General features: G+C 59.2%; 18 protein-coding genes. 4 read left to right on the forward strand and 14 right to left on the reverse strand.

Features of this window, described 5'->3' with window-relative positions; translation table 11 throughout:
- Nucleotides 1-82: 82 nt before the first annotated feature.
- From LH464_RS20540 to LH464_RS20575, 8 genes are all read right to left on the reverse strand, one after another.
- Nucleotides 83-409, reverse strand: coding sequence for a hypothetical protein (locus LH464_RS20540; protein WP_226788280.1), 327 nt, complete (start codon nt 407-409; stop codon nt 83-85).
- An 11-nt stretch (nt 410-420) separates the two neighbouring features.
- Nucleotides 421-1329 (reverse strand): 2-hydroxyacid dehydrogenase, encoded by a 909-nt coding sequence (locus LH464_RS20545; protein WP_226788327.1) that lies wholly within the window; start codon nt 1327-1329, stop codon nt 421-423.
- A 65-nt stretch (nt 1330-1394) separates the two neighbouring features.
- Nucleotides 1395-2171, reverse strand: coding sequence for an amino acid ABC transporter ATP-binding protein (locus LH464_RS20550; protein ID WP_315859705.1), 777 nt, complete (start codon nt 2169-2171; stop codon nt 1395-1397).
- Nucleotides 2172-2199: 28 nt separating this feature from the next.
- The gene (locus LH464_RS20555) at nt 2200-3000 is read right to left on the reverse strand and encodes a transporter substrate-binding domain-containing protein (protein ID WP_226788281.1); all 801 of its coding nucleotides are present in this window, start codon (nt 2998-3000) and stop codon (nt 2200-2202) included.
- Between the two features lie 49 nt (nt 3001-3049).
- On the reverse strand, nt 3050-3706 hold the full coding sequence (locus LH464_RS20560; RefSeq protein WP_226788282.1) for an amino acid ABC transporter permease: 657 nt from the start codon (nt 3704-3706) through the stop codon (nt 3050-3052).
- A 9-nt stretch (nt 3707-3715) separates the two neighbouring features.
- Nucleotides 3716-4384: an amino acid ABC transporter permease gene (locus tag LH464_RS20565; protein WP_226788283.1), complete on the reverse strand. Its 669-nt coding sequence runs from the start codon at nt 4382-4384 to the stop codon at nt 3716-3718.
- A 94-nt stretch (nt 4385-4478) separates the two neighbouring features.
- Complete coding sequence (locus LH464_RS20570; RefSeq protein ID WP_226788284.1) at nt 4479-5513, reverse strand: LacI family DNA-binding transcriptional regulator; 1035 nt, start codon at nt 5511-5513, stop codon at nt 4479-4481.
- Between the two features lie 165 nt (nt 5514-5678).
- The gene (locus LH464_RS20575) at nt 5679-6332 is read right to left on the reverse strand and encodes a TerC family protein (RefSeq protein WP_226788285.1); all 654 of its coding nucleotides are present in this window, start codon (nt 6330-6332) and stop codon (nt 5679-5681) included.
- Nucleotides 6333-6815: 483 nt separating this feature from the next.
- On the opposite strand from LH464_RS20575, the gene LH464_RS20580 reads away from it, so the two are divergent.
- Complete coding sequence (locus LH464_RS20580; RefSeq protein ID WP_226788286.1) at nt 6816-8429, forward strand: FAD-dependent oxidoreductase; 1614 nt, start codon at nt 6816-6818, stop codon at nt 8427-8429.
- Between the two features lie 11 nt (nt 8430-8440).
- Here the strand turns inward: LH464_RS20580 and LH464_RS20585 are convergent, their stop codons facing one another.
- The 4 genes from LH464_RS20585 to LH464_RS20600 form a co-directional block, all read right to left on the reverse strand.
- Nucleotides 8441-9454, reverse strand: coding sequence for an acyltransferase family protein (locus LH464_RS20585; protein WP_226788287.1), 1014 nt, complete (start codon nt 9452-9454; stop codon nt 8441-8443).
- 51 nt (nt 9455-9505) lie between these two features.
- Complete coding sequence (locus LH464_RS20590) at nt 9506-10777, reverse strand: O-antigen ligase family protein (protein WP_226788288.1); 1272 nt, start codon at nt 10775-10777, stop codon at nt 9506-9508.
- 7 nt (nt 10778-10784) lie between these two features.
- Nucleotides 10785-11975, reverse strand: a complete 1191-nt coding sequence (locus tag LH464_RS20595) for a polysaccharide biosynthesis/export family protein (protein WP_315859709.1) — start codon at nt 11973-11975, stop codon at nt 10785-10787.
- 156 nt (nt 11976-12131) lie between these two features.
- Nucleotides 12132-12812, reverse strand: coding sequence for a sugar transferase (locus LH464_RS20600; RefSeq protein ID WP_226788290.1), 681 nt, complete (start codon nt 12810-12812; stop codon nt 12132-12134).
- A gap of 717 nt (nt 12813-13529) precedes the next feature.
- On the opposite strand from LH464_RS20600, the gene LH464_RS20605 reads away from it, so the two are divergent.
- Together LH464_RS20605 and LH464_RS20610 are read left to right on the forward strand one after the other, a co-directional pair.
- Nucleotides 13530-13820: an exopolysaccharide production repressor protein gene (locus LH464_RS20605; protein ID WP_226788291.1), complete on the forward strand. Its 291-nt coding sequence runs from the start codon at nt 13530-13532 to the stop codon at nt 13818-13820.
- An 87-nt stretch (nt 13821-13907) separates the two neighbouring features.
- Entirely contained in the window at nt 13908-14906 is a 999-nt protein-coding gene (locus LH464_RS20610) for a glycosyltransferase family 2 protein (RefSeq protein WP_226788292.1), read from the forward strand.
- Here LH464_RS20610 and LH464_RS20615 read toward each other — a convergent pair.
- Nucleotides 14897-15838, reverse strand: a complete 942-nt coding sequence (locus tag LH464_RS20615; protein ID WP_226788293.1) for a polysaccharide pyruvyl transferase family protein — start codon at nt 15836-15838, stop codon at nt 14897-14899. The two genes, LH464_RS20610 and LH464_RS20615, sit on opposite strands and share 10 nt — an antisense overlap.
- 39 nt (nt 15839-15877) lie before the next feature.
- Complete coding sequence (locus LH464_RS20620) at nt 15878-16846, reverse strand: glycosyltransferase family 2 protein (RefSeq protein ID WP_226788294.1); 969 nt, start codon at nt 16844-16846, stop codon at nt 15878-15880.
- A gap of 117 nt (nt 16847-16963) precedes the next feature.
- Between LH464_RS20620 and LH464_RS20625 the strand changes: the two genes are divergently transcribed.
- The gene (locus tag LH464_RS20625; RefSeq protein WP_226788295.1) at nt 16964-18439 is read left to right on the forward strand and encodes a lipopolysaccharide biosynthesis protein; all 1476 of its coding nucleotides are present in this window, start codon (nt 16964-16966) and stop codon (nt 18437-18439) included.
- Nucleotides 18440-18587: the final 148 nt, after the last annotated feature.

Here is an 18587-nt window from a genome sequence, read left to right on the forward strand (position 1 = left end):
TCCGTCAGCATGCTGACGGAGAGTTGGCCGCCGATGGGCTTCAGCGCCCGCGCCCATGCGCGGCAGTGTGGAGCCGGCAGGCTTACGATTGATCAGCGAGATCAAGCACGTGGTGGTGGATATGGCCGTCAAACATGGCCAGCAAACCCTTGGTCATCTCCCGGCTTTCGTATCTCACCGGAGAATCCAGCGCTGCCGCCAGCGCTTCGCGGCTGTCATACATGGTTGAGAGCACCATGGGATAGGCCGGTGCGCCGTCGTCGCGCTCGATGGCGTAGAGAACCCGGACTTCCCGGACCCCCGGAAACCGCAGCCACATCGGCATCAGCTTGTCTGTCACGTAGGCCTTGAAAGCCTCTTCCTGGCCGGCATGGATGGTACCTTCGAAGAAGGCCTGGCGAACGATCATGGCGGATCCGATCAGTTGACGGTGGTGGGCGGCTTTTCGCCGGCGAAGTGGGCTGCCAGATTGGCGAGCACGAGCTCTCCCATCGCGATGCGCGTTTCGAGCGTTGCGCTGCCCTGATGCGGCATCAGCACCGTGTTCGGTGCGGTGAGGAATTCCTCGCGGATCTTCGGCTCGTTCATGAATACGTCCAGGCCAGCACCGGCGATCGTGTTGCTGGTAAGTGCTGCCAGAAGCGCGTCCTCGTTCACCACACTGCCGCGTGCGACATTGATCAGAATGCCTTTCGATCCCAACGCTGCAAGAACGTCGGCGTCGACGATGCCTTGCGTACCGGCATTTGCTGCGATGCAAACGGCAAGGACGTCGCTGTCGCCTGCCAACTCGACCGGAGTGGAGCACGAGGTCCAGTCGCTGTCGGCCACCGGAGACCGGTTCCAATAGCGTACCTCCATCCCGAAGGCCTCGGCACGCCTGCCGAGCGCGCGGCCGATCTGCCCAAGGCCGAGGATACCGATCCGCTTTCCCTTCGGGCTGTTGCCGAGGGGAAAGCCCTCGCCGTTCGCCCAACGGCCTTCACGCACGAAGGCATCGCCCGTTACGACATGACGCAGGACAGCAAGCAGGAGCGCCATGCCGGTATCGGCGACATCATCCGTCAGCACGCCAGGCGTGGTGGTGACGTCAATATTTCGGCCGCGCGCAAGCTTCAGGTCCACCTTGTCGGTGCCGACGCCATTGATGGCAATCACGCCGAGTGCGGGCAGCTTTTCGATCCAGTCACTGGAAAGGCCGGTGCCGCCGCCGGTTGCGACCGCCCGGATGGCGGAAAGGTTCGCCTCGATCGCCGATTGCTGGGCCGGATCGTAGAGCCGGTGGACAGTGTAGGCCTCGTCCAGCCGTGCTTCGATAAGGCCCATCATGGGCTCGACCAGCAATAGATGCGGTTTCACGTTCAATGCTCCGTCTAGGGTATGCAGCAGCGATTTTAAGAAATCTGCCCGAGGAAGTTGCGGGTGCGTTCGTGCTTCGGATTGCCGAAGAACTCGTCCGGCGTGCCGATTTCCACGATTTCGCCGCGGTCCATGAAGATCACCCGGTCGGCGACCTGACGTGCGAAGCCCATTTCGTGCGTGACGCACAGCATGGTCATGCCCTCGTTGGCGAGGTCGATCATGGTGTCGAGCACTTCCTTGACCATTTCCGGGTCGAGCGCCGACGTCGGCTCGTCGAACAGCATGATCTTCGGGTTCATGCACAGAGCGCGGGCAATGGCGACGCGCTGCTGCTGGCCGCCGGAGAGCTGCGCAGGATATTTGGCTGCCTGCTCCGGAATGCGGACCCGTTCAAGATACTGACGAGCCGTCGTTTCCGCCTCGGCCTTGGACTTGCCGCGGACCTTCATCGGGGCCAGCGTGCAGTTCTCCAGCACCGTCATGTGCGGGAAGAGGTTGAAGCTCTGGAAGACCATGCCGGTCTCCTGTCTGATGATGTCGACATTCTTGCCGCCTGCCGTCAGGTCATGGCCATCCACGACGATGCGGCCCTTCTGGATAACCTCCAGCTGGTTGATGCACCGGATGAGCGTCGATTTGCCGGAACCGGAAGGGCCGCAGATGACGATGCGTTCTCCCCGGTTGACGGAAAGGTTGATGTCTTTCAGAGCATGGAACTCGGCGTACCATTTGTTGACGCCTTCCATGCAAACGGCCAGATCGGAAGCTCCTCGCACGTCTGCCGATGCGTTTGCAGTCACCTCAGTCATGCGAGGAACTCCTTTTTGAACGTTGCTGTTACTTGGCTTCGGTCACGAAGTCCGGAAGCGGGCTGCCAAGCCACTTTTCATGAATGGCAGTCAGTTCACCGCTTTCCTTCGCCTTGGCGATGAAGGCGTTGACTGCCTCGAGCAGTTCCGCCGAGCCTTTGCGCACGGCGATACCCTGCACCTGCTGGCTCAGTTCAAGCTTCTGGTCGAAGCGGCCGGGTGCTGCCTGCTCGATCTGCGTGGCGACGACGTTGGACACGCCGATCAGTTCCACCTGGCCGGACAACAGTGCCTGAACCGCGCTTGCGTCATCATCGAAGCGCTGGATCTTTGCATCCTGCGGCGCGACCTTGGTGACGGCGGTATCCTGGGTGCTGGCGCGCGCCACACCGATGGTCTTGCCCGACAGATCCTCCGGCTTGGAGACTTCCGTATCGGATGCGCCAAAAACGCCGATCGAAATGCCAGCGTAGGGCTTCGAGAAATCGACGGTCTTGGCGCGCTCTTCAGTAATGCCCAGAGATGCGACGAGCAGGTCTACCTGGTTGCTCTGCAGGTAGGGAATGCGGTTAGGACCGGTAACCGGAACGATCTGGACCTCGACGCCCAATTCCTTGGCCAGCAGCTTTGCAACGTCTGCGTCATAGCCGTCCGGCTGGTTGCTTTCGTTCATGATGCCGAATGGCGGGAAGTCCACCATCATGCCGATCTTGACGGTGCCTGCCGACTTGATGCTCTCGACGGTCTGCGCTGCCGCCGGGAAGGAGATCATACCGGCCATGAGGCCTGCGCCGATCACCGCCATTGCTGTACGTCTTGAAATGCTCATCGTTTCCTACCCTTTCGGTTTTACCGGCCCTCCCGCCGGCTGGGCTCCATCAACGCTGTGTTGCGCGGGAGAATTTGTTTTCCATCCTTTGCGCCAGTAACGAGAGAGGCCAGCAAAGCACGAAATAGATGGCTGCCACCGTTCCGAAGACCATGAAGGGGCTGAACGTGGCATTGTTTATGATCTGGCCCTGGCGGGTCAGTTCGGTGAAGCCGATGATCGCCGCAAGCGATGTTCCCTTGATGAGCTGCACCAGGAAGCCGACAGTCGGGGCCACAGCAATGCGCGCTGCCTGCGGCAGAATGATGTAGCGCATGCGGTTGTAGTAGCGCAGGCCGAGTGCGGTCGAGGCTTCCCGCTGACCGGGCGGCACCGCATCGATGCAGCCGCGCCAGATCTCGCCGAGGAAGGCGCTGGCATGCAGGGTCAGTGCAATCGCTGCGGCGATCCAGGGATTGATGGCCAAGCCCAGGATGTTCATTCCGAAGAACACCAGGAAAAGCTGCATCAGCAGCGGTGTGCCCTGGAAGACCCGGATAAAGGCGAGAGACGCCAGCCGCAGTGGGCGGATGTCGCAGACGCGGGCAAGGGCAATCAGCAGGCCGCCCACGCCTCCGCCGGCGAAGGCGATAGCGGAGAGCGCAATGGTCCACTGCGCCGCCATGACGATGATGAGGAATTCGTTCCAGCCGAAAGGTCTGATCATTGCAGTCTCCTATCGGCTCAGCGGGTACTTGAACGCCATTCGGTCGATGGCTGCAAAGATCGCAGAGAACCCAATCGACATGGCGAGGTACATCAGGGTGATGATGATATAGACCTCGAAGCTTGCGAAGGTTGCCGACTGAAGGTCGTTACCTGCTGCCGCGAGATCGTCGGCCGAAATCACGGAAACCACGCTCGACGTCAGCATCAGGTAGATGAACTGGCTGGTGAGCGACGGATAAACGGTTCGAAGCGCGGGCTTCATGACGACGTAGCGAAAGATCTGCAGCTTCGAGAGGCCAAGGGCGGTGCCGGCCTCGACCTGCCCCTTCTGGATCGACTCGATGCCGGCGCGGATGATCTCGGTGCCGTAGGCGCCGAAGTTCACGACCAGTGCCAGCAGCGCGGCTCCGTTCGGCGACAGACGAAGCCCCAATGAAGGAAGGCCAAAGAAGATGAAGAAGATCTGCACCAGGAACGGCGTGTTCCGGATGATCTCGATATACGCGTTAATCACAAAACGCGCAGGCGCGGGGCCGGATGTTTTTCCCCAGGCGCAGACGATCGAGACGATCAATCCGAGCAGCATCGCTGCGCAGGAGAGACGTATTGTCAGCCAGGCGCCAAGCAGCAACTGATCGAAAGATGCAACGACAGGCGCGAAGTTAAAATCATACACTTGGTAGCCTCCTCGGCCCGACGCACTCCTATTCGCGTCGATTTAGATCGATCTAAGTCCCCCGCCAGCAGCCGTCAACCGGACAAATTGTCCTTTAGGTCACAAAATGCGGAGCAGGTCCGCAGGATTGGCGGATATGAAGATAGGTCGCGCTTACGTTACGGCGAGCGGGCAGGCCCGGATTGGCAATACGTTCGAGAAGCATCCTTGCCGCATTTTCTCCAATGCGAGCCGGGGCAGTCGAGACGGAGGTCAGGCGAGGCCGCATGGCTTCGGCATCTGTGACGTCGTCAAATCCGACGAGAGAAAAATCGCGGCCTACGGTCAGCCCACGGTCATAGAGCCCTGCCGCTACGCCGTGCGCGATAACGTCGTTGAAGCAGATGACGGCCGTTGCCGGTCGTGGTTGCTCGAAAAGCAGACGTGTCGCATCCGCGATCTGCCCGAGCTGATCCGGCACGCGGATAATCATGTCCTCTTGTAGTGCACGCGCTGTCATCGCTTCGCGGAAGCCCTCGACGCGTTCGTGGTAAGCCGAGTGGACTGGCCCGTGAACTGCGAATGCGATGTCCGTGTGGCCAAGGGAGGCCAGGTAGTCCACGGCCTGGCGCATCCCGGCGGCATAGTCCGCTCCAGCATAGTCGGCATTCGCGGTGACTTGCCGCAGGACCTGCACGGCCGGCAGGCCCCATGCCCCGATTTGTGCGGGGAGCGCCTCTTCTGTGTCTGCAGCCGGGCAAAGGATCAGGCCATCCACTCCGTGCTCGCGCATTCGCCGGATGACCGCGGCCTGGCGCGTGAGGAGGTCGCCGCTGTTGGCCAGGATTACCACCATGCCCGCAGTATCGATGGCGTGCTCGATACCTCCGAGAAGCTCGGCGAAGAATGGGTTGGTCAGATTCGGGACGATGACGCCAACGGTATGGCTTCGTTCAGCGCGCAACCGTGCTGCGCCCATATTGTAGATGTAGCCGAGTGCCACGATCGCATCCTCGACCCGCTGGCGGGTCTCGGCGCCGACCAGGGGGCTCTTCCGGATGACGAGCGAGGCGGTCGCACGCGAGACATTCGCCTGTCTGGCGACATCGAGTAACGTAACGCGGCTTCTTCTGGGATCTTCCGGTGCCATGATGACATCTTCACGCAGTTGCAATGCTATCCCAAGGGATAGGGGGAGCGGTGAGGGACATCAAGTCACAGATATTATGTGATTGGTGGCAAAAGCCGGCAGGCGGCTGCAGGGGCTTTCCCTGATGGGAAAAGGCACGGCGTCGGAACGCCGTGCCTTTCTGTCTTAGAAGCCGATATACGGCGAAACTTCGACATATCCGCGCCAAATCATCTCAAGCGCAACATACAGAATGACGGCCAGACCGACATAGGCAATCCAGCGATGCCGCTGCAGCAGGCCTGCGATAAAGGTTGCTGCAAGGCCCATGAGGGCAATCGACAGGACCAGACCAAACACGAGAACGTTCGGATGCTCTCGTGCAGCGCCCGCAACTGCCAGAACGTTGTCAAGTGACATGGACACGTCGGCGATGAAGATCTGCCATGCGGCCTGAGCGAAGGTCTTGCGCGGTGCCCCACCAGCGACCGTTCCGTCCTTGTTGAGATCCTGGTCTTCCAGGGCTTCGCTGGCATTGACCTCCTCGGCGTGAGTGGTCCGCAGTTCGCGCCACATCTTCCAGCACACCCAGAGAAGCAGCACGCCACCAGCAAGCAGAAGTCCGACAATCTGCAGCAACTGCGTTGTTGCTGCCGCGAAACCGATTCTCATAACGGTTGCGGCGATGATGCCGATAAGAATTGCCTTGTTGCGCTGATCCTTCGGGAGACCTGCTGCCGCAAGGCCGATGACGATCGCATTGTCGCCGGCCAGCACCAAGTCAATCATGATAACCTGCATGAGAGCTGTAAGAGCCTCCTGCGTAAAGAATTCACCCATTTGTCACCCTATCCTCTAACGGGATGCGCCGATTCTGCAGCATTGTTGATCCATTGCCTGCCGCTTGCACGTGCAGGACACAGGTATCAAGTCGATCAATGCGGTTATCCATTCACCACCGGGCACCCATACTGAAATTTCCAGTCCGACATCACAGCGTAAGGCTGCCAGAGGGGCCCGGCCTGGTGACCCACCACTACCTTCACGGCCTTGGAAACTCAAGACCTCTGCGACTGCTCTGTAACACTACTTCCTTGTGGTACAATAGGCGGAAGGGAAGCCTGTTTCCTGGCTGAACTGCTTTCAACCGAGCGGTCATGCTGCGGCGATCAGACGGGCTCCGCTCCAACTTTATGCTATCTCTCAGGGGGCAAGAGGGGGCCTAACCACCATCATCGGAGTGAGCGGTTAATGTCAAAAAAAGCCGCCGCTGCAGCTAAACATCTCATACATTGGGAGGCGATTCGCAGAGATTCGAGATAAATGATTTTATCGAAGGCCGACTGGCCGCTCCCCCATGCAGATGTTTGTGTCGTTGGTGCCGGCCCCGTTGGCTTGGCGCTTGCCCTGAAACTGGAAAGTCTGGGACTGACCGTTCTTCTCCTGGAAGCAGGACCGGCGGAGGGCGATGAAGCGTCCAGGTGCGGCGCGATCGATTTCGCGAACGCGCATCATGCTGCTCCGGTGGCGGCAACCCACCAAGGCATCGGCGGGACATCTGCTCTGTGGGGTGGTCGTTGCGTGCCCTATGATGATCTCGATTTCCAACAGCGAGACCATGTGCCGTTTTCAGGCTGGCCTTTTCCGCATTCGGAAATGAGTCGGCACTACAAAGAGGCCTCCGACTTTCTCCTGTGCGGTTCCAATGCGCATGACCGAAGCCCTGCAGAAGAGGGCCAGCTGGTCCTGACCGACGCTATGGAGCGCTGGAGCAGAAGCCCGGTACTGGGACCTCACTATGAGGAGACGCTGAAGCGATCCAAACGGGTCACGTTGCTGACAAAAGCTGCGGTGACGGACATCGTCCTGAGCGATGACGGAGAGCAGGTTCAAGCGCTGCGCGTTCGTCATGCGGGCGAGGTTCGAACGGTGGAAGCCGGACAGTTCGTGCTGGCCACGGGAGGGCTCGAGATTGCGCGTCTGCTTCTCGCTCTGCAGCTGCGACATCCAGAGATGCTGGGCGGACCAGACGGGCCGCTCGGTCGATACTATCAGGGACATTTGACCGGCTACATCGCCATCATCCAGCTAACCGATCAGCATTTGCAGCGCCAGCTCTCGTTCGAGACGGACGATGAGGGTTACAAGATCCGTCGCCGTCTGCAACTTTCACCCCATTTCCAGGCGCAGGAGCGGCTCCTCAATTCGGTCTTCTGGCTTGATTCGATATCGATCTCGGACCCGGTCCACGGCTCCGGAACCCTTTCGATGCTCTACCTCGCGCTCGCGCTCTCAGGTACTTATGGGCGTGTGTCTCGCGGTCTGGCGCCGCGCTCAGGAAAAGCCCGCAAGGGGCAATTGAGCGCGCACCTTGGAAACATAGTGCGTGAGGGTGCCTCGCTCGGAAAGTTCTACTCCTCCCTGAGGCAGGTCTGGCGAAACAAGAAAGGTCCGGCGCTCGCAAACCCCAGCGGACGGTATCTCCTGCGCTATCATGCGGAGCAAACGCCCAATCCCGATAGTCGCGTGGCGGTCCGCGAGAACGCCGGAGAGGTCACGCTGTCTGTCGACTATCGGATTGCCGAAGACGATGTTACCTCGGTTATCCGGTCGCATTCCCTACTGGATGCCTGGCTTCGTGAGCACGATCTCGGCAGGCTTGAGTATATTCATGACGAGGCGGAGCGGAGGAGGGCGGTTCTCAATCAGGCGTTCGACGGCTATCACCAGATCGGTCTTGCCCGGATATCGCACAATCTGAAGGACGGCGTGGTGGATGCGGATTGCCGCGTGCACGAACTCTCCAACCTTTCCCTCGCCGGCGCCTGCGTTTTCCCGACGGGAAGTCATGCCAATCCGACATTGCCCGCGGTCGCACTGGCACTTCGGCTGGGAGAGCACCTCGCGGCTACCGTGCGGCGTCGGCAGCAAGCTTGATTATAGAGGGCTTACGGTGTGGAGCTGCTCACTGCGGGGGAGCGGATCGGCGCTCGCTTGCCCTTGATCATCGCCTGGATAGGCTTCTCCACCCATTCGTATGCCATCAGCCCCAGTAGCGTTCCCGCCGCGACGCCCCCTGTCGCGGTAAGGAGAATTGGCAGGCCGAGGATCGCGCCTGCCTTCACCACCACGGACAGCGCAAGCGTGTGCCACAGATAGATGGAATATGATGCATCGCCGACATAGGTGGCGATCGGCAGGACAGGGAGCTTTCCGTTGCGTTCGACGGCAAGGGTCCCAGCGACCAGGAGGACCGCAAGCGGGCCGCAGTTGATAGCGTCGAAATCGAGCTTGAGCAGGTGGATGGCGGCAAAGCCGGCGATTGCAAACACAACCATCAGCAGGCCTGCGGGTGCTGACGGCAATATGCCTTTCTTCCAGAGCTTTGCGAGGGCGGCACCGGCCGCAAACTCAAGGATCAGGGGCTGTGTATAGAAGTGGGCAAGCGCATTCTCTGGCCCGAAGCTGAGCCCTGCTATCACCAGCAGCAGCATCATTGTCGTGAGGGCGACCAGTCGCAAGCGAGGCCGCAACACCAAGGCCACCGCAAATACGGCATAGAAGAAGATTTCGTAGTTCAGCGTCCACCCCTGCACCAGCACGGGCCAAAGGTGACCGCCATTCGGCGAGGCGACCGGGATAAACAAGAAGGATCCCAGTACGTGTGCTGCGTCCAAGGTCAGATTGGGGAAAAGGCCTGCCGCTGCTCCCAGGATCATGATGCCGGTGACGATCCAATAACTCGGAGCAATCCGCAGCAGGCGATCCCGCAAAAACGCGACCGGCGTTGTAGGGCGACGGTCACTGATCGCCATCATGATGAAGCCGCTCACGACGAAGAAAACGTCAACGCCCGCGGCGCCTATCGCGAAATGCTGGCCGGTACGTTCGGCTGCGTGGAACACAACGACGGCCAGGGCCGCGAAGGCCCGAAGGTATTGAATTCCGTAAAGCGTCTTCATTCGTTCAGTTCACCTTGTCACTCTGTTGGCAGTCGCGGCGTTCCTGCGGCTTCAGCCGATCATCGCCTGGCGACGGAGGGAAACCCGCGGCGAGACGGAGCCGAGTACAGCTTTGGGTTCCTGGAGAGTGAGCTTTCCGACCGCGAAATACAGAAGGAACGATCCGACGTGATAGGGGTGCATGATATCGATCTCCACGAAGGAACGTACGACCAGCAGCGCGAGGATTGCGACCAGCACAAGCGACTGGGGGCTTCTGTCGAAGATCAGGAATCGCCTTAGATGCGCCACCAGCGATGCGAACAGGACACCTGTCAAAAGAAGCGTTCCTATAACCCCCGTCTCCACCATGGTTTCGATGTAGGTGTTGTGGAAATGGAAGCCGCTGCGGGACGTGATGAAGAAATCCTGCCAGAGCCGCTCTGCCTCGGAAAAGCCCTGCACCCAGTAGCCCTGGTAGCCGACACCGAACCACGGTGATTGAGTTGCCGCGAGAATGCCCTGTTGCCACAGATAGGTTCGACCGGTGAGCGTGGAGTCCTTGCCGAAAACCCCCAGCACCGCGTCCATCGCGCCGAATTGTAACGCGGCAACAGCGCCGCCCGCAGCCACGACCAGAGCGGCAAAAAACAGCAGTCGCCGCTGGCGCGGGGCGAGAAACAGTGTCGCCTGCATGCCGAGGCAAGCCGCAAGGATTGCCACGGTCGTTATCACCGAGGTCGCGGATTGCGACGCAAACAGTGAGTAGAGGGAAAGTAATCCTGTCCCTAGGCTTCCAAGAAGCCAGATGCCGCGTGCGCGGAAAATCAGCACGTTTGCGTAAGCGAACAGCACCCCGAGGGACGCATAGAGGCCAAGCTGGTTCTTGGAGGAAAAGGCACCGACGAAGCTATAGGTGCCATCCAGCGCGTCGTAGAGATAGTTGCCGAAGACAAGCGAATAGAGAAGGACGACCGCGCTGCCGGCAAGGGCGCCACGCACCAGTGTCTCTGACGTCAAAACCCGCATGGCAATCAGCGCGCAGACGACATGCGTCAGGTACTGGACGGCTGCTCGCAGCGAAACGGACGGGGCGTCCGACCAGAAAGCAGACAGGAAGCAAAACAGCGCGAAGGCGAAGATCCAGCCATATCGCAGATAGTTTCCGAGAACCCGCCGATAATCAACGACGACCAACGGCAGCCACACACCGTAATAGGCGAGGATCGAAATCTGTCCGAAGCGCGACGAGTAAGCGAACACGAAGAAGGAGAGGGCGACAGCCGCCACTCCGTAGATTTCGTTTCGGCCAGGCTCCACCAGGGCAGATTTCGCGATCCTCATGCCCACCTCATTGCATCAGCAATTCGGACGCGACCTTCACGACGTCGCCCGGCCTCAGCGAGGTCGATTCATCGACGGCAATTTCCTTCGGCCCATCGCCTTCGTCGCGCACCACCGAGTACTTGATCGAGGCAGCCTTGCCGCTGGCGTCGAACCGGAGTGCTTCGGCCGATTGCGCCAGCGCCTCGGACATGAGCTCGCGGCTGGTGGTGAGCTGCAAATGCAGCTTTTCCATTTCGGCTTCGGTGTCCTGCAACTCCTTGGCGCGCTGGGCTTCCCAGTCGTTTCTCAGGTTGATCTCGTCCTGCGTGGCCTTGCTGATGTCCTGTTTTGCCCGCAGTGAGGCCGTATCGATATCCAGCAGGGTGGACTCGACGTCGGCCGTACGCTCCTCGATGGAAAGCCTGCGCTGGCTCGTTGCCAGACCCTGCTCGCTCAAGCGGCTGATACGATCGCGATCCTGCTTGACGAGTTCCAGCTGCTCGTTCTGTGTCTCGGACTTCTTGCTCAGCGACTGCACTTCGCTTTCGAGAAGTGCCCTGAGATCGGCGAGCGCCTCGAGTTGAAGCTCATACCGTTGGCGCCTCGATTTCAGCAGCGATGTTTCGCTGGCGATCAATTCCTTCGCATTCGGAATCTTCTCGAGTTCAGGCGGCATCTTGATTTCGGTGGCGTTTTCCACCTCGGCAAGAAGCCTTGCCTTGCGTGCGATGAGCCGGCTGCGCTCCGTGTCGTAGACGGCGGAATCGCCTCGTGCATTGATGAAGTCACGCGCGAAGCGCTGTCCCGCCTCCGAGCGCCGCAGTCCTCCGGCCAGGCTGACGGCTTTCAGGACGGTGATGTTCGGCGCGTAGGGATATTCTCCAGGCGTCGTCACGTCGCCGGCAAGAAAGATAGGGCGGAATTGAGCAATCTCGACAGAGGCGGATGGCTTCGTTCGCAATGCGAACTCGCCTTGAAGTCGCTTGCCGATTTCCTCGGCCACTTCCGCATTCGTTTGGCCCGCGACCTGGAGTTCGCCGATGAACGGCAGCGAGATCGCGCCGCCCGGGCCCACTGTGTAATCGCCGGCGATTACCGCCCAGTCACGGATGGTTCCTTCCGCAGGTTGCCACTCTGCAACCCGCACTTTGAGTTTGTCCATGACGCCGAGGCGATAGCCGCCTTCTTGTGCGAATGCGGAAGGGGTGACCGCCATCAGCAGTGCCCCAAATAGACAGCCAACGGCCGATTGCCGGCGCAGGGCCGGGGCTCGTTTAAGCATGGTAAGTCCTCGTAACGAAAGATTAAGTGGACGGAAGAGGTCTTCCGTCCGCATCATCAGTTATCGCTTCTGTGAGTAGGCGGCTGAGTTTCAGTAACTGCCGCGGGAGAAGCATACCGCTGGTATGGTCTTCACGATGATATGCAGGTCCCGGACCAGTGACCAGTTCTGCACATAGTGAGTATCGAAGGCGATGCGGCTCTCATAGGAGACGTCGTTTCGCCCGCTGATCTGCCACAGGCCTGTCAGGCCTGGGCGTGTGCGCAGGTAGTAGACAGCATGGCTGTCGTAGAGGCCGAGTTCCTCATCCACAACCGGTCGAGGTCCCACGACGCTCATATCACCCCGTAGAATGTTTACGAGCTGGGGCAATTCGTCGAGGCTCAGTTTGCGCAGTACACTGCCGACTACCGTTACCCGTGGGTCGGTGCGGAGTTTGCGGGTCGCCTTCCATTCTTCGGCGGCCTGCGGGTTCTTGCTCAGATATTCCCGTAAAACCTCGTCGCCGTTCACCACCATGGTGCGGAACTTGAGGCAATGGAAGTACCTGCCATTGTGGCCAACCCGCCGGTGTCCATAGAACATGGATCCACCGTCGGTGAATTTCACCAGCGCCATGATCAGAAGAAAGATCGGGCTGAAGGCGATGAGTGCCAATGCGGCGGCTGCGATGTCGAAGCCGCGTTTCGCGAGGCCGCCAATCGGGAATCCCTGCTTGGCCTCGTCGGTTGTCATGAACGGCGATCCGGCCGAACGTGTCGCTGACTTCATAGAGAGGTCTCCATTTATGCTTTGCGATTTCGTTGCCTATGCGGCGCGTCGTGCGTGGCAATGGATAATAAGTCTGTGTTCGGAATTTGATGCCAGAGATTTTTTTTGGCATCGCGGGGCTTGCCAAAAGCCACCGGCTGGACAGCTGTTTATTAGGGAATCGAAATTCAATGTAAAAATTGAGAAAAATTCTCGTAATTACAAACTTTATTTTCGTTAATACGTTGAATGTTTTAGATGTAGTAAGAAGACATGAGGGTATAGTGATTGTTGCTTTACTAGAAGTCCGGATTTGTTTTCAGCAACGGTCTGCTTTCGGTCTGAAAGAAGCTTGAACAAGCAGCTTCAAAACACAAAATGCTGCACTGCAATACATTGCTGCAACGCAAAATGGCGGATGTGCGAGAGTTCACCAGCGTAACAAAAGTTGATTAACGTCAGGACCAATCAGGGTGCCCGGCAGACCTGATCGCCTTCGCCCGGACGAAGTTGGGCGATAAGGTGGCGGAATTGAAGCCTCTTTGGGTGAAGCGGTAACGCAGGTCGGCGAAAAACTTGCCCGGAACATTACAAAGGTTACGAAAGTTTCACGAACAGTATGCAACAAACCGAATAAGACAACTTGAACGTTCGTATATAGCTCAATATGCTTCCAATGATTGGAGAGGAGCCAAGCGACCGAGTAGCCCGATTAGAGTGAATCCGGGAGGACGGATTATGTATGCACCCCGCTTTTTCGTAAGCATGACCGCCGTACTGCTGTTTTTTGCAGGCGTGACTTACTGGATGACAGGTTCAGTGTACGCGACGGTTCTGCAAACAGTTATCTGCGCGGTGATCCTTCAAGTGGGTTACTTCATCGGTGTGCTTTATCTGGTCCGGCGTGAGACGATCCAGCGCAACAACTCCGGGGCGGACCCGATGCAAAACCAGCGCTTAAGCGATGCAAGGAATAGCGACGGTATCCCTGCCGACGCTGCGCATCAACTCGAGATAACGGACAGATAAGCCTCTAACGGGCCTGCCTATTCCATATCCTGGACATCTTCCTAGCTTCTATTGCCGGACAAGAGACGACGGAAACAGGAGCTGAAGGTGAGTTATGCCGAAGCCGTCTGCGTGATTATCGCAGCAAAAAATGCAGCCAACACAATTGGTACCGCCATAAAATCTGCCCTGCGGGAAACTGCAGTCAGCGAAGTTGTCGTCATTGACGATGGTTCACAGGATGCGACCGTGTCTACGGCATCGGCCGCTGACGACGGCACAGGCAGGCTCAACATCGTCTCTTTTCAAGAGAATCGCGGTCCGGCGGCGGCCCGCAATCACGCCATCAGTGTTTCCACCTCGCCCCTCATAGCCATTCTGGACGCCGACGACTTCTTCTTTCCGGGTCGCTTCGACGCCATGCTGGAGCAGGAGGACTGGGATTTCATCGCGGACAACATTGCCTTCACCCAGGAGACGGAGGGCACGACCCAGCCTCAGTCATTCCAATCCCGGGCGCATCGTTTGTCCACCGTCGACTTTATCGAGGGGAATATTTCGAGCCCGGGAGTGCGGCGCGGAGAGATCGGCTTTCTGAAGCCGGTCATGAGGCGGAGCTTCCTGGCGGCGCACGATCTGCGTTACAACGAAGCCCTCAGGCTCGGTGAGGATTACGATCTTTATCTGCGGGCACTGATCAAGGGTGCGCGCTATACGATTATCGAACATTGTGGCTACGGCGCCGTGGTTCGCGCCGACTCCCTCAGCGGCCAGCATCGGACGGACGACCTCCGCCGTCTATGGGAGGCGGATCAGGCGATCCGTCGCGCGACAGTGCTGCCATCCGATGTGGATGAAGCCCTTGCCAGGCATGAGAAGCACATTCGCGACCGATACGAGCTGCGGGCGTTTCTGGATGAGAAGGCGCAGCACGGCAAGGCGGCGGCCATCCGGCGGGTGCTGAAGAACCCCGCTGCCTTGCCGGCGATCGCCGCCGGAATTTTTCGCGACAAAACACGCCAGTTCAGAACGGCGAGCGAAACCGAAGCTGCGCCGCCGTCTGGCCTGCGATACCTGTTGCCTGGCGTTCCCGTCGCTCAGAAGTAGTCGCGGCGAATGCCGACGAGAACCTCGTGAAAACGGCTCTTGAGGTCGTAGAGAGCACCATCCGGGCTGAGTTGCGGTTCAGCCCGGCTCGCCTGCCAAAGCGCCAGGATTGATGGTGCGGCCAGGACCTGTTTTGCCATGCCACGAAGCCCTCCCTGCGGAGGAGGAGGCTGCGTCAGCACGTCGCCGGCCGGGGCGTCAGCGACCGATGCACTACTGTTCGGCTTTTGAAACTGCACACCCCAGAAGCGTGAGCTCTTGGCGACCGCCTCCGCGCGCGTGGAGACCGGCACGAAGTTCGGCCTGTATGTTACGCCCACGCTGCTTGCCCAGTCGTTCCATTTGAAGTCGTTGATCGAGCGCGACGTGGTCACGGCGATCCACGGCACGCGAAGTGCGTCGGCGAGAATGGCGCCATGCATGGATTCCGCCACGATCAATTCCGACTGTGCGATGGCGCGGATGACGGCTTTCGCTTCTCCGCGCGGGTCCAGATAGGTCATGCCGGCAGGCTCGCAGACGGCCTGCCACATCCCGAACTCGGCGGATTCCCAGTGTGGAATGTAGGTCTTCTTGTATCGTTTCGGCAGATTTTGGAATTCCGGCATCTCGGTAATCATCACCGCCGGGTCGACTATACCCATTGCCGGGGGCAAGCCGAGCCGTTCCGCTGTCTTAGGGCCGCGAACGCAGCGTACGTCCCATTCGCGCGCATCGCTGATGTCCGGAGGTGTGCCATAGCCGTAGCCGCTACCGATGACGAGCTTGCGGATGCCGCTGGGCAGCAGGGCCGGATTTAGTACGGTTCCCACTCCGACAAGCAGCGTCTCCTCATGCACATCCCTTAGTCCGGGCAGCAGGAAGTCCCAAAGCCAGAGATTGAGATCGTCGCCGAAATTGCCGTGGTGAGATTCCCAATGATAGGGCTTCATCGTGTTCTCCGCAGGAAGGATCTGGACAGTGAGCGCGGGCTATTGCTTCGCGCCTGAAAACTTTCTGGTACCAAGTTCGACGACCGTGCGCAGAAGGGCAGGGTCCCGCCTGACCCATTGGACGAGCAAGCCGAGGTCTGGCGCTTTGCCGCGACGGACGCGACCTGCCTGGCTCCACAAGGCCTGTCGCCGCGCAGTGTTCTTATACGATGTGATCGACGCCACATCCTGTGGTCGCCGGGCGAAGCGGGTTTCGAGCGTATCAAGCGCGACCCATGTGTTGAACTGCTGGCGCAGGAACTGCGGGGACTGGTTGTCGATGCTGTGGAAGATGTTCAGGCCCATTCCGCGCATGGCGCCCGGCTCGTCGCAAAGGAGTGGTCTTTCTGCTGCAAGAATGCAGTCGCAGAAGAAAAGAACGTCTTCTGCCGCAAGACGCAAGGTGGGCTCGAAACGGATCTTCTCGAAGATGCCGCGACCGATGACCATGCAGGACAGGTGCAGAAAGCTCCAGTTCTTCAGCATCACGCTTGCAAGGTCCGGAATTTCGATCACCAGCGGCGTCTCGCTCAGGCGTGTTCCACCTTCAGCCTTCTCCAGCTCGGCCATGCCGAAGTGGTAATAGAACTCCTTGCTTGCCTGCATCGAGGCCCAATAGCAGTCGCCGCCAAAGCCTGTCATGCCCTCGTAAGCGTTCTTCAAGTGATCAGGAAGCCACAGGTCGTCGGAATCGAGAAAGGCGACGAAGCGCGTAGACGAAGGCACGTTGTCGAGGCCGGTGTTGCGCGCGCCGCCGGGGCCAGCATTGGGTTGCTTGATAACTTTTATCCGCGATTTCTGAGCTTCATCAAGAGGTTGAAGCTCGACATCCGCCGGTAGAGGCGACTCGTCGTCGACCACAAGGACGTCGAAATCCTGGTAGGTCTGGTTGAATACTGATTTCAACGCCCGACGTAGAATGCCGGGCTCTTTTTGGAAGAATGGGATAACAACGGTGATCGTCGCCATTTTTTCGCCCCTGCTTTTTCAAAGGATTGGAAGCCATTGATGCTTCGTGCGGACTTGGTGTAGCGGCAAGCGGTGCCGTTGGATCTTAAAATAGCCTCCAGGAACAGGACTTCATCTATGTCTCCAATTCACGGCGTGAAGACTGTCACGACAAATGTCGGCTGGAGTGTGCTCTCAAAGACAGCCACATTCGGGCTGAAATTTGTCACCGTGCCTATTCTGGCACGCCTGCTCAGCCCTAGCGAGTTCGGTACGGTGGCCGTTGCCCTGACGGTGGTCCAGTTCCTGACGATGATCGGCGGCGCCGGGCTGACGTCTGCATTGATCATGGAACAGCAGGATGATCCAGAAACCACGCACAGCGTTTTCTGGGCCAATCTCGGCATGGCGATCGCGATGTCACTCGGCCTCTATCTCGGCGCCGTGCCGCTCGCCGCTATGATGGGAGCCCCCGAAAGCGTCACCCTGTTGAAGGTGATGGCACTGCTGATCCCGATTCAGCTTTCCGGCGACGTGGCCTACTCGTTGCTGGCGAAGCAGATGAATTTCAGCAAGGATGCGATGTGGAGCACGATCTCCGAGTCGCTTGCTGCGCTGATCGCCGTGGCCATGGCATATCTCGGTTACGGCGTTTGGGCGCTGGTCATTCAGCTCTTTGCCTCCGCTCTGATCCGGTTATTCGGGCTGTACGTGTCGTCTGGCTACATTCCGCGGCTGGTTATGCGACCGCGAAAGCTGGTGCCACTTCTGTCGTTCAGTTCCGGGGTGATGGGATCCGAAATCGCCAACTTCGTCACTTTCCAGTCACCCATGATCGTCATCGCACGCATCCTGGGCCTGGCTGATGCGGGAGCGTATTCCGTTGCCAACCGCTTCGCCAGCATTCCCAACCAGGTCGTTCTGTCGGCCGTGATGGGTGTCCTGTTTCCCGCTTTCAGCCTGATGGGGAATGACCGCAAACGCCGCTCCGATGCGCTGATGCTGAGCACGCAGGTGACAACCGTATTGTTGGCGCCGGCGATGTTCGGGCTATGGGCTGTTGCCGAGCCGGCGATGCTGGTGATCTTCGGGCGGGACTGGGCCTATGCCTGGCCGGTCCTGGGACTGCTTGCCTTGTCCAAGGCTATCATTACCCCCTGCAGCACTTTCATTCCCTATCTCAAGGGAACGGGGCACGGGCGGGTTCTCTTCTGGTCGGCCGTCATCCGCGCGATCGTCACCACTGTGGCGGTTGCCGTGTCGGCCAGCCGCGGCGATCTGATCGATGCGATGGTTGCGCTCTGCGTTGTGAATGCAGTCACCCTCATCGGATACTCCTGGGCCGTCTTCAGGGTCGACGGCATTCCCTTCTTTCGCGGTTTGCTTACGAGCAGCCGATCGATGATCAGTGCTCTCATCATGGCTGTCTGTGTCCGACTGCTGCTGGAGTTTCTGGAGGGACGGGTTCAAAATCCCTATGTGGAGTTGCTGATCGGTGGTGCCGCTGGAGGCGTCCTCTATGCTGCCTTCGTCTTGGCGACGGAACGTACCCTGTTGAGGAAGCTGGTTGAACTTGTCAGATCCCGACGCGCGCCGGTGCAGGACGGAGCCTGATATCGTGAATTCTGCCTTTGTTTGGACAGATTTCGCTCCGCGCAGACCAGAGTACCGCAGTGGACGGTAGGGCCGGGCGTGCTGCCCGGCCTATCTGCATGAAAAAATGCACTCCTCTCCGGCTGCTCTCGAATTCGTGAGTTCTCCT

It is taken from the genome of Pseudorhizobium xiangyangii, from assembly GCF_020531965.1.
Classification (GTDB): domain Bacteria; phylum Pseudomonadota; class Alphaproteobacteria; order Rhizobiales; family Rhizobiaceae; genus Neorhizobium; species Neorhizobium xiangyangii.

Bases quoted from the DNA above. Each gene is read 5' to 3' on its own strand.
- LH464_RS20540 (WP_226788280.1), bottom strand. From the start codon at position 409: ATGATCGTTCGCCAGGCCTTCTTCGAAGGTACCATCCATGCCGGCCAG.
- LH464_RS20545 (WP_226788327.1), bottom strand. From the start codon at position 1,329: ATGATGGGCCTTATCGAAGCACGGCTGGACGAGGCCTACACTGTCCAC.
- LH464_RS20550 (WP_315859705.1), bottom strand. From the start codon at position 2,171: ATGACTGAGGTGACTGCAAACGCATCGGCAGACGTGCGAGGAGCTTCC.
- LH464_RS20555 (WP_226788281.1), bottom strand. From the start codon at position 3,000: ATGAGCATTTCAAGACGTACAGCAATGGCGGTGATCGGCGCAGGCCTC.
- LH464_RS20560 (WP_226788282.1), bottom strand. From the start codon at position 3,706: ATGATCAGACCTTTCGGCTGGAACGAATTCCTCATCATCGTCATGGCG.
- LH464_RS20570 (WP_226788284.1), bottom strand. From the start codon at position 5,513: ATGGCACCGGAAGATCCCAGAAGAAGCCGCGTTACGTTACTCGATGTC.
- LH464_RS20575 (WP_226788285.1), bottom strand. From the start codon at position 6,332: ATGGGTGAATTCTTTACGCAGGAGGCTCTTACAGCTCTCATGCAGGTT.
- LH464_RS20580 (WP_226788286.1), top strand. From the start codon at position 6,816: ATGATTTTATCGAAGGCCGACTGGCCGCTCCCCCATGCAGATGTTTGT.
- LH464_RS20585 (WP_226788287.1), bottom strand. From the start codon at position 9,454: ATGAAGACGCTTTACGGAATTCAATACCTTCGGGCCTTCGCGGCCCTG.
- LH464_RS20590 (WP_226788288.1), bottom strand. From the start codon at position 10,777: ATGAGGATCGCGAAATCTGCCCTGGTGGAGCCTGGCCGAAACGAAATC.
- LH464_RS20595 (WP_315859709.1), bottom strand. From the start codon at position 11,975: ATGGCGGTCACCCCTTCCGCATTCGCACAAGAAGGCGGCTATCGCCTC.
- LH464_RS20600 (WP_226788290.1), bottom strand. From the start codon at position 12,812: ATGAAGTCAGCGACACGTTCGGCCGGATCGCCGTTCATGACAACCGAC.
- LH464_RS20605 (WP_226788291.1), top strand. From the start codon at position 13,530: ATGTATGCACCCCGCTTTTTCGTAAGCATGACCGCCGTACTGCTGTTT.
- LH464_RS20615 (WP_226788293.1), bottom strand. From the start codon at position 15,838: ATGAAGCCCTATCATTGGGAATCTCACCACGGCAATTTCGGCGACGAT.
- LH464_RS20620 (WP_226788294.1), bottom strand. From the start codon at position 16,846: ATGGCGACGATCACCGTTGTTATCCCATTCTTCCAAAAAGAGCCCGGC.
- LH464_RS20625 (WP_226788295.1), top strand. From the start codon at position 16,964: ATGTCTCCAATTCACGGCGTGAAGACTGTCACGACAAATGTCGGCTGG.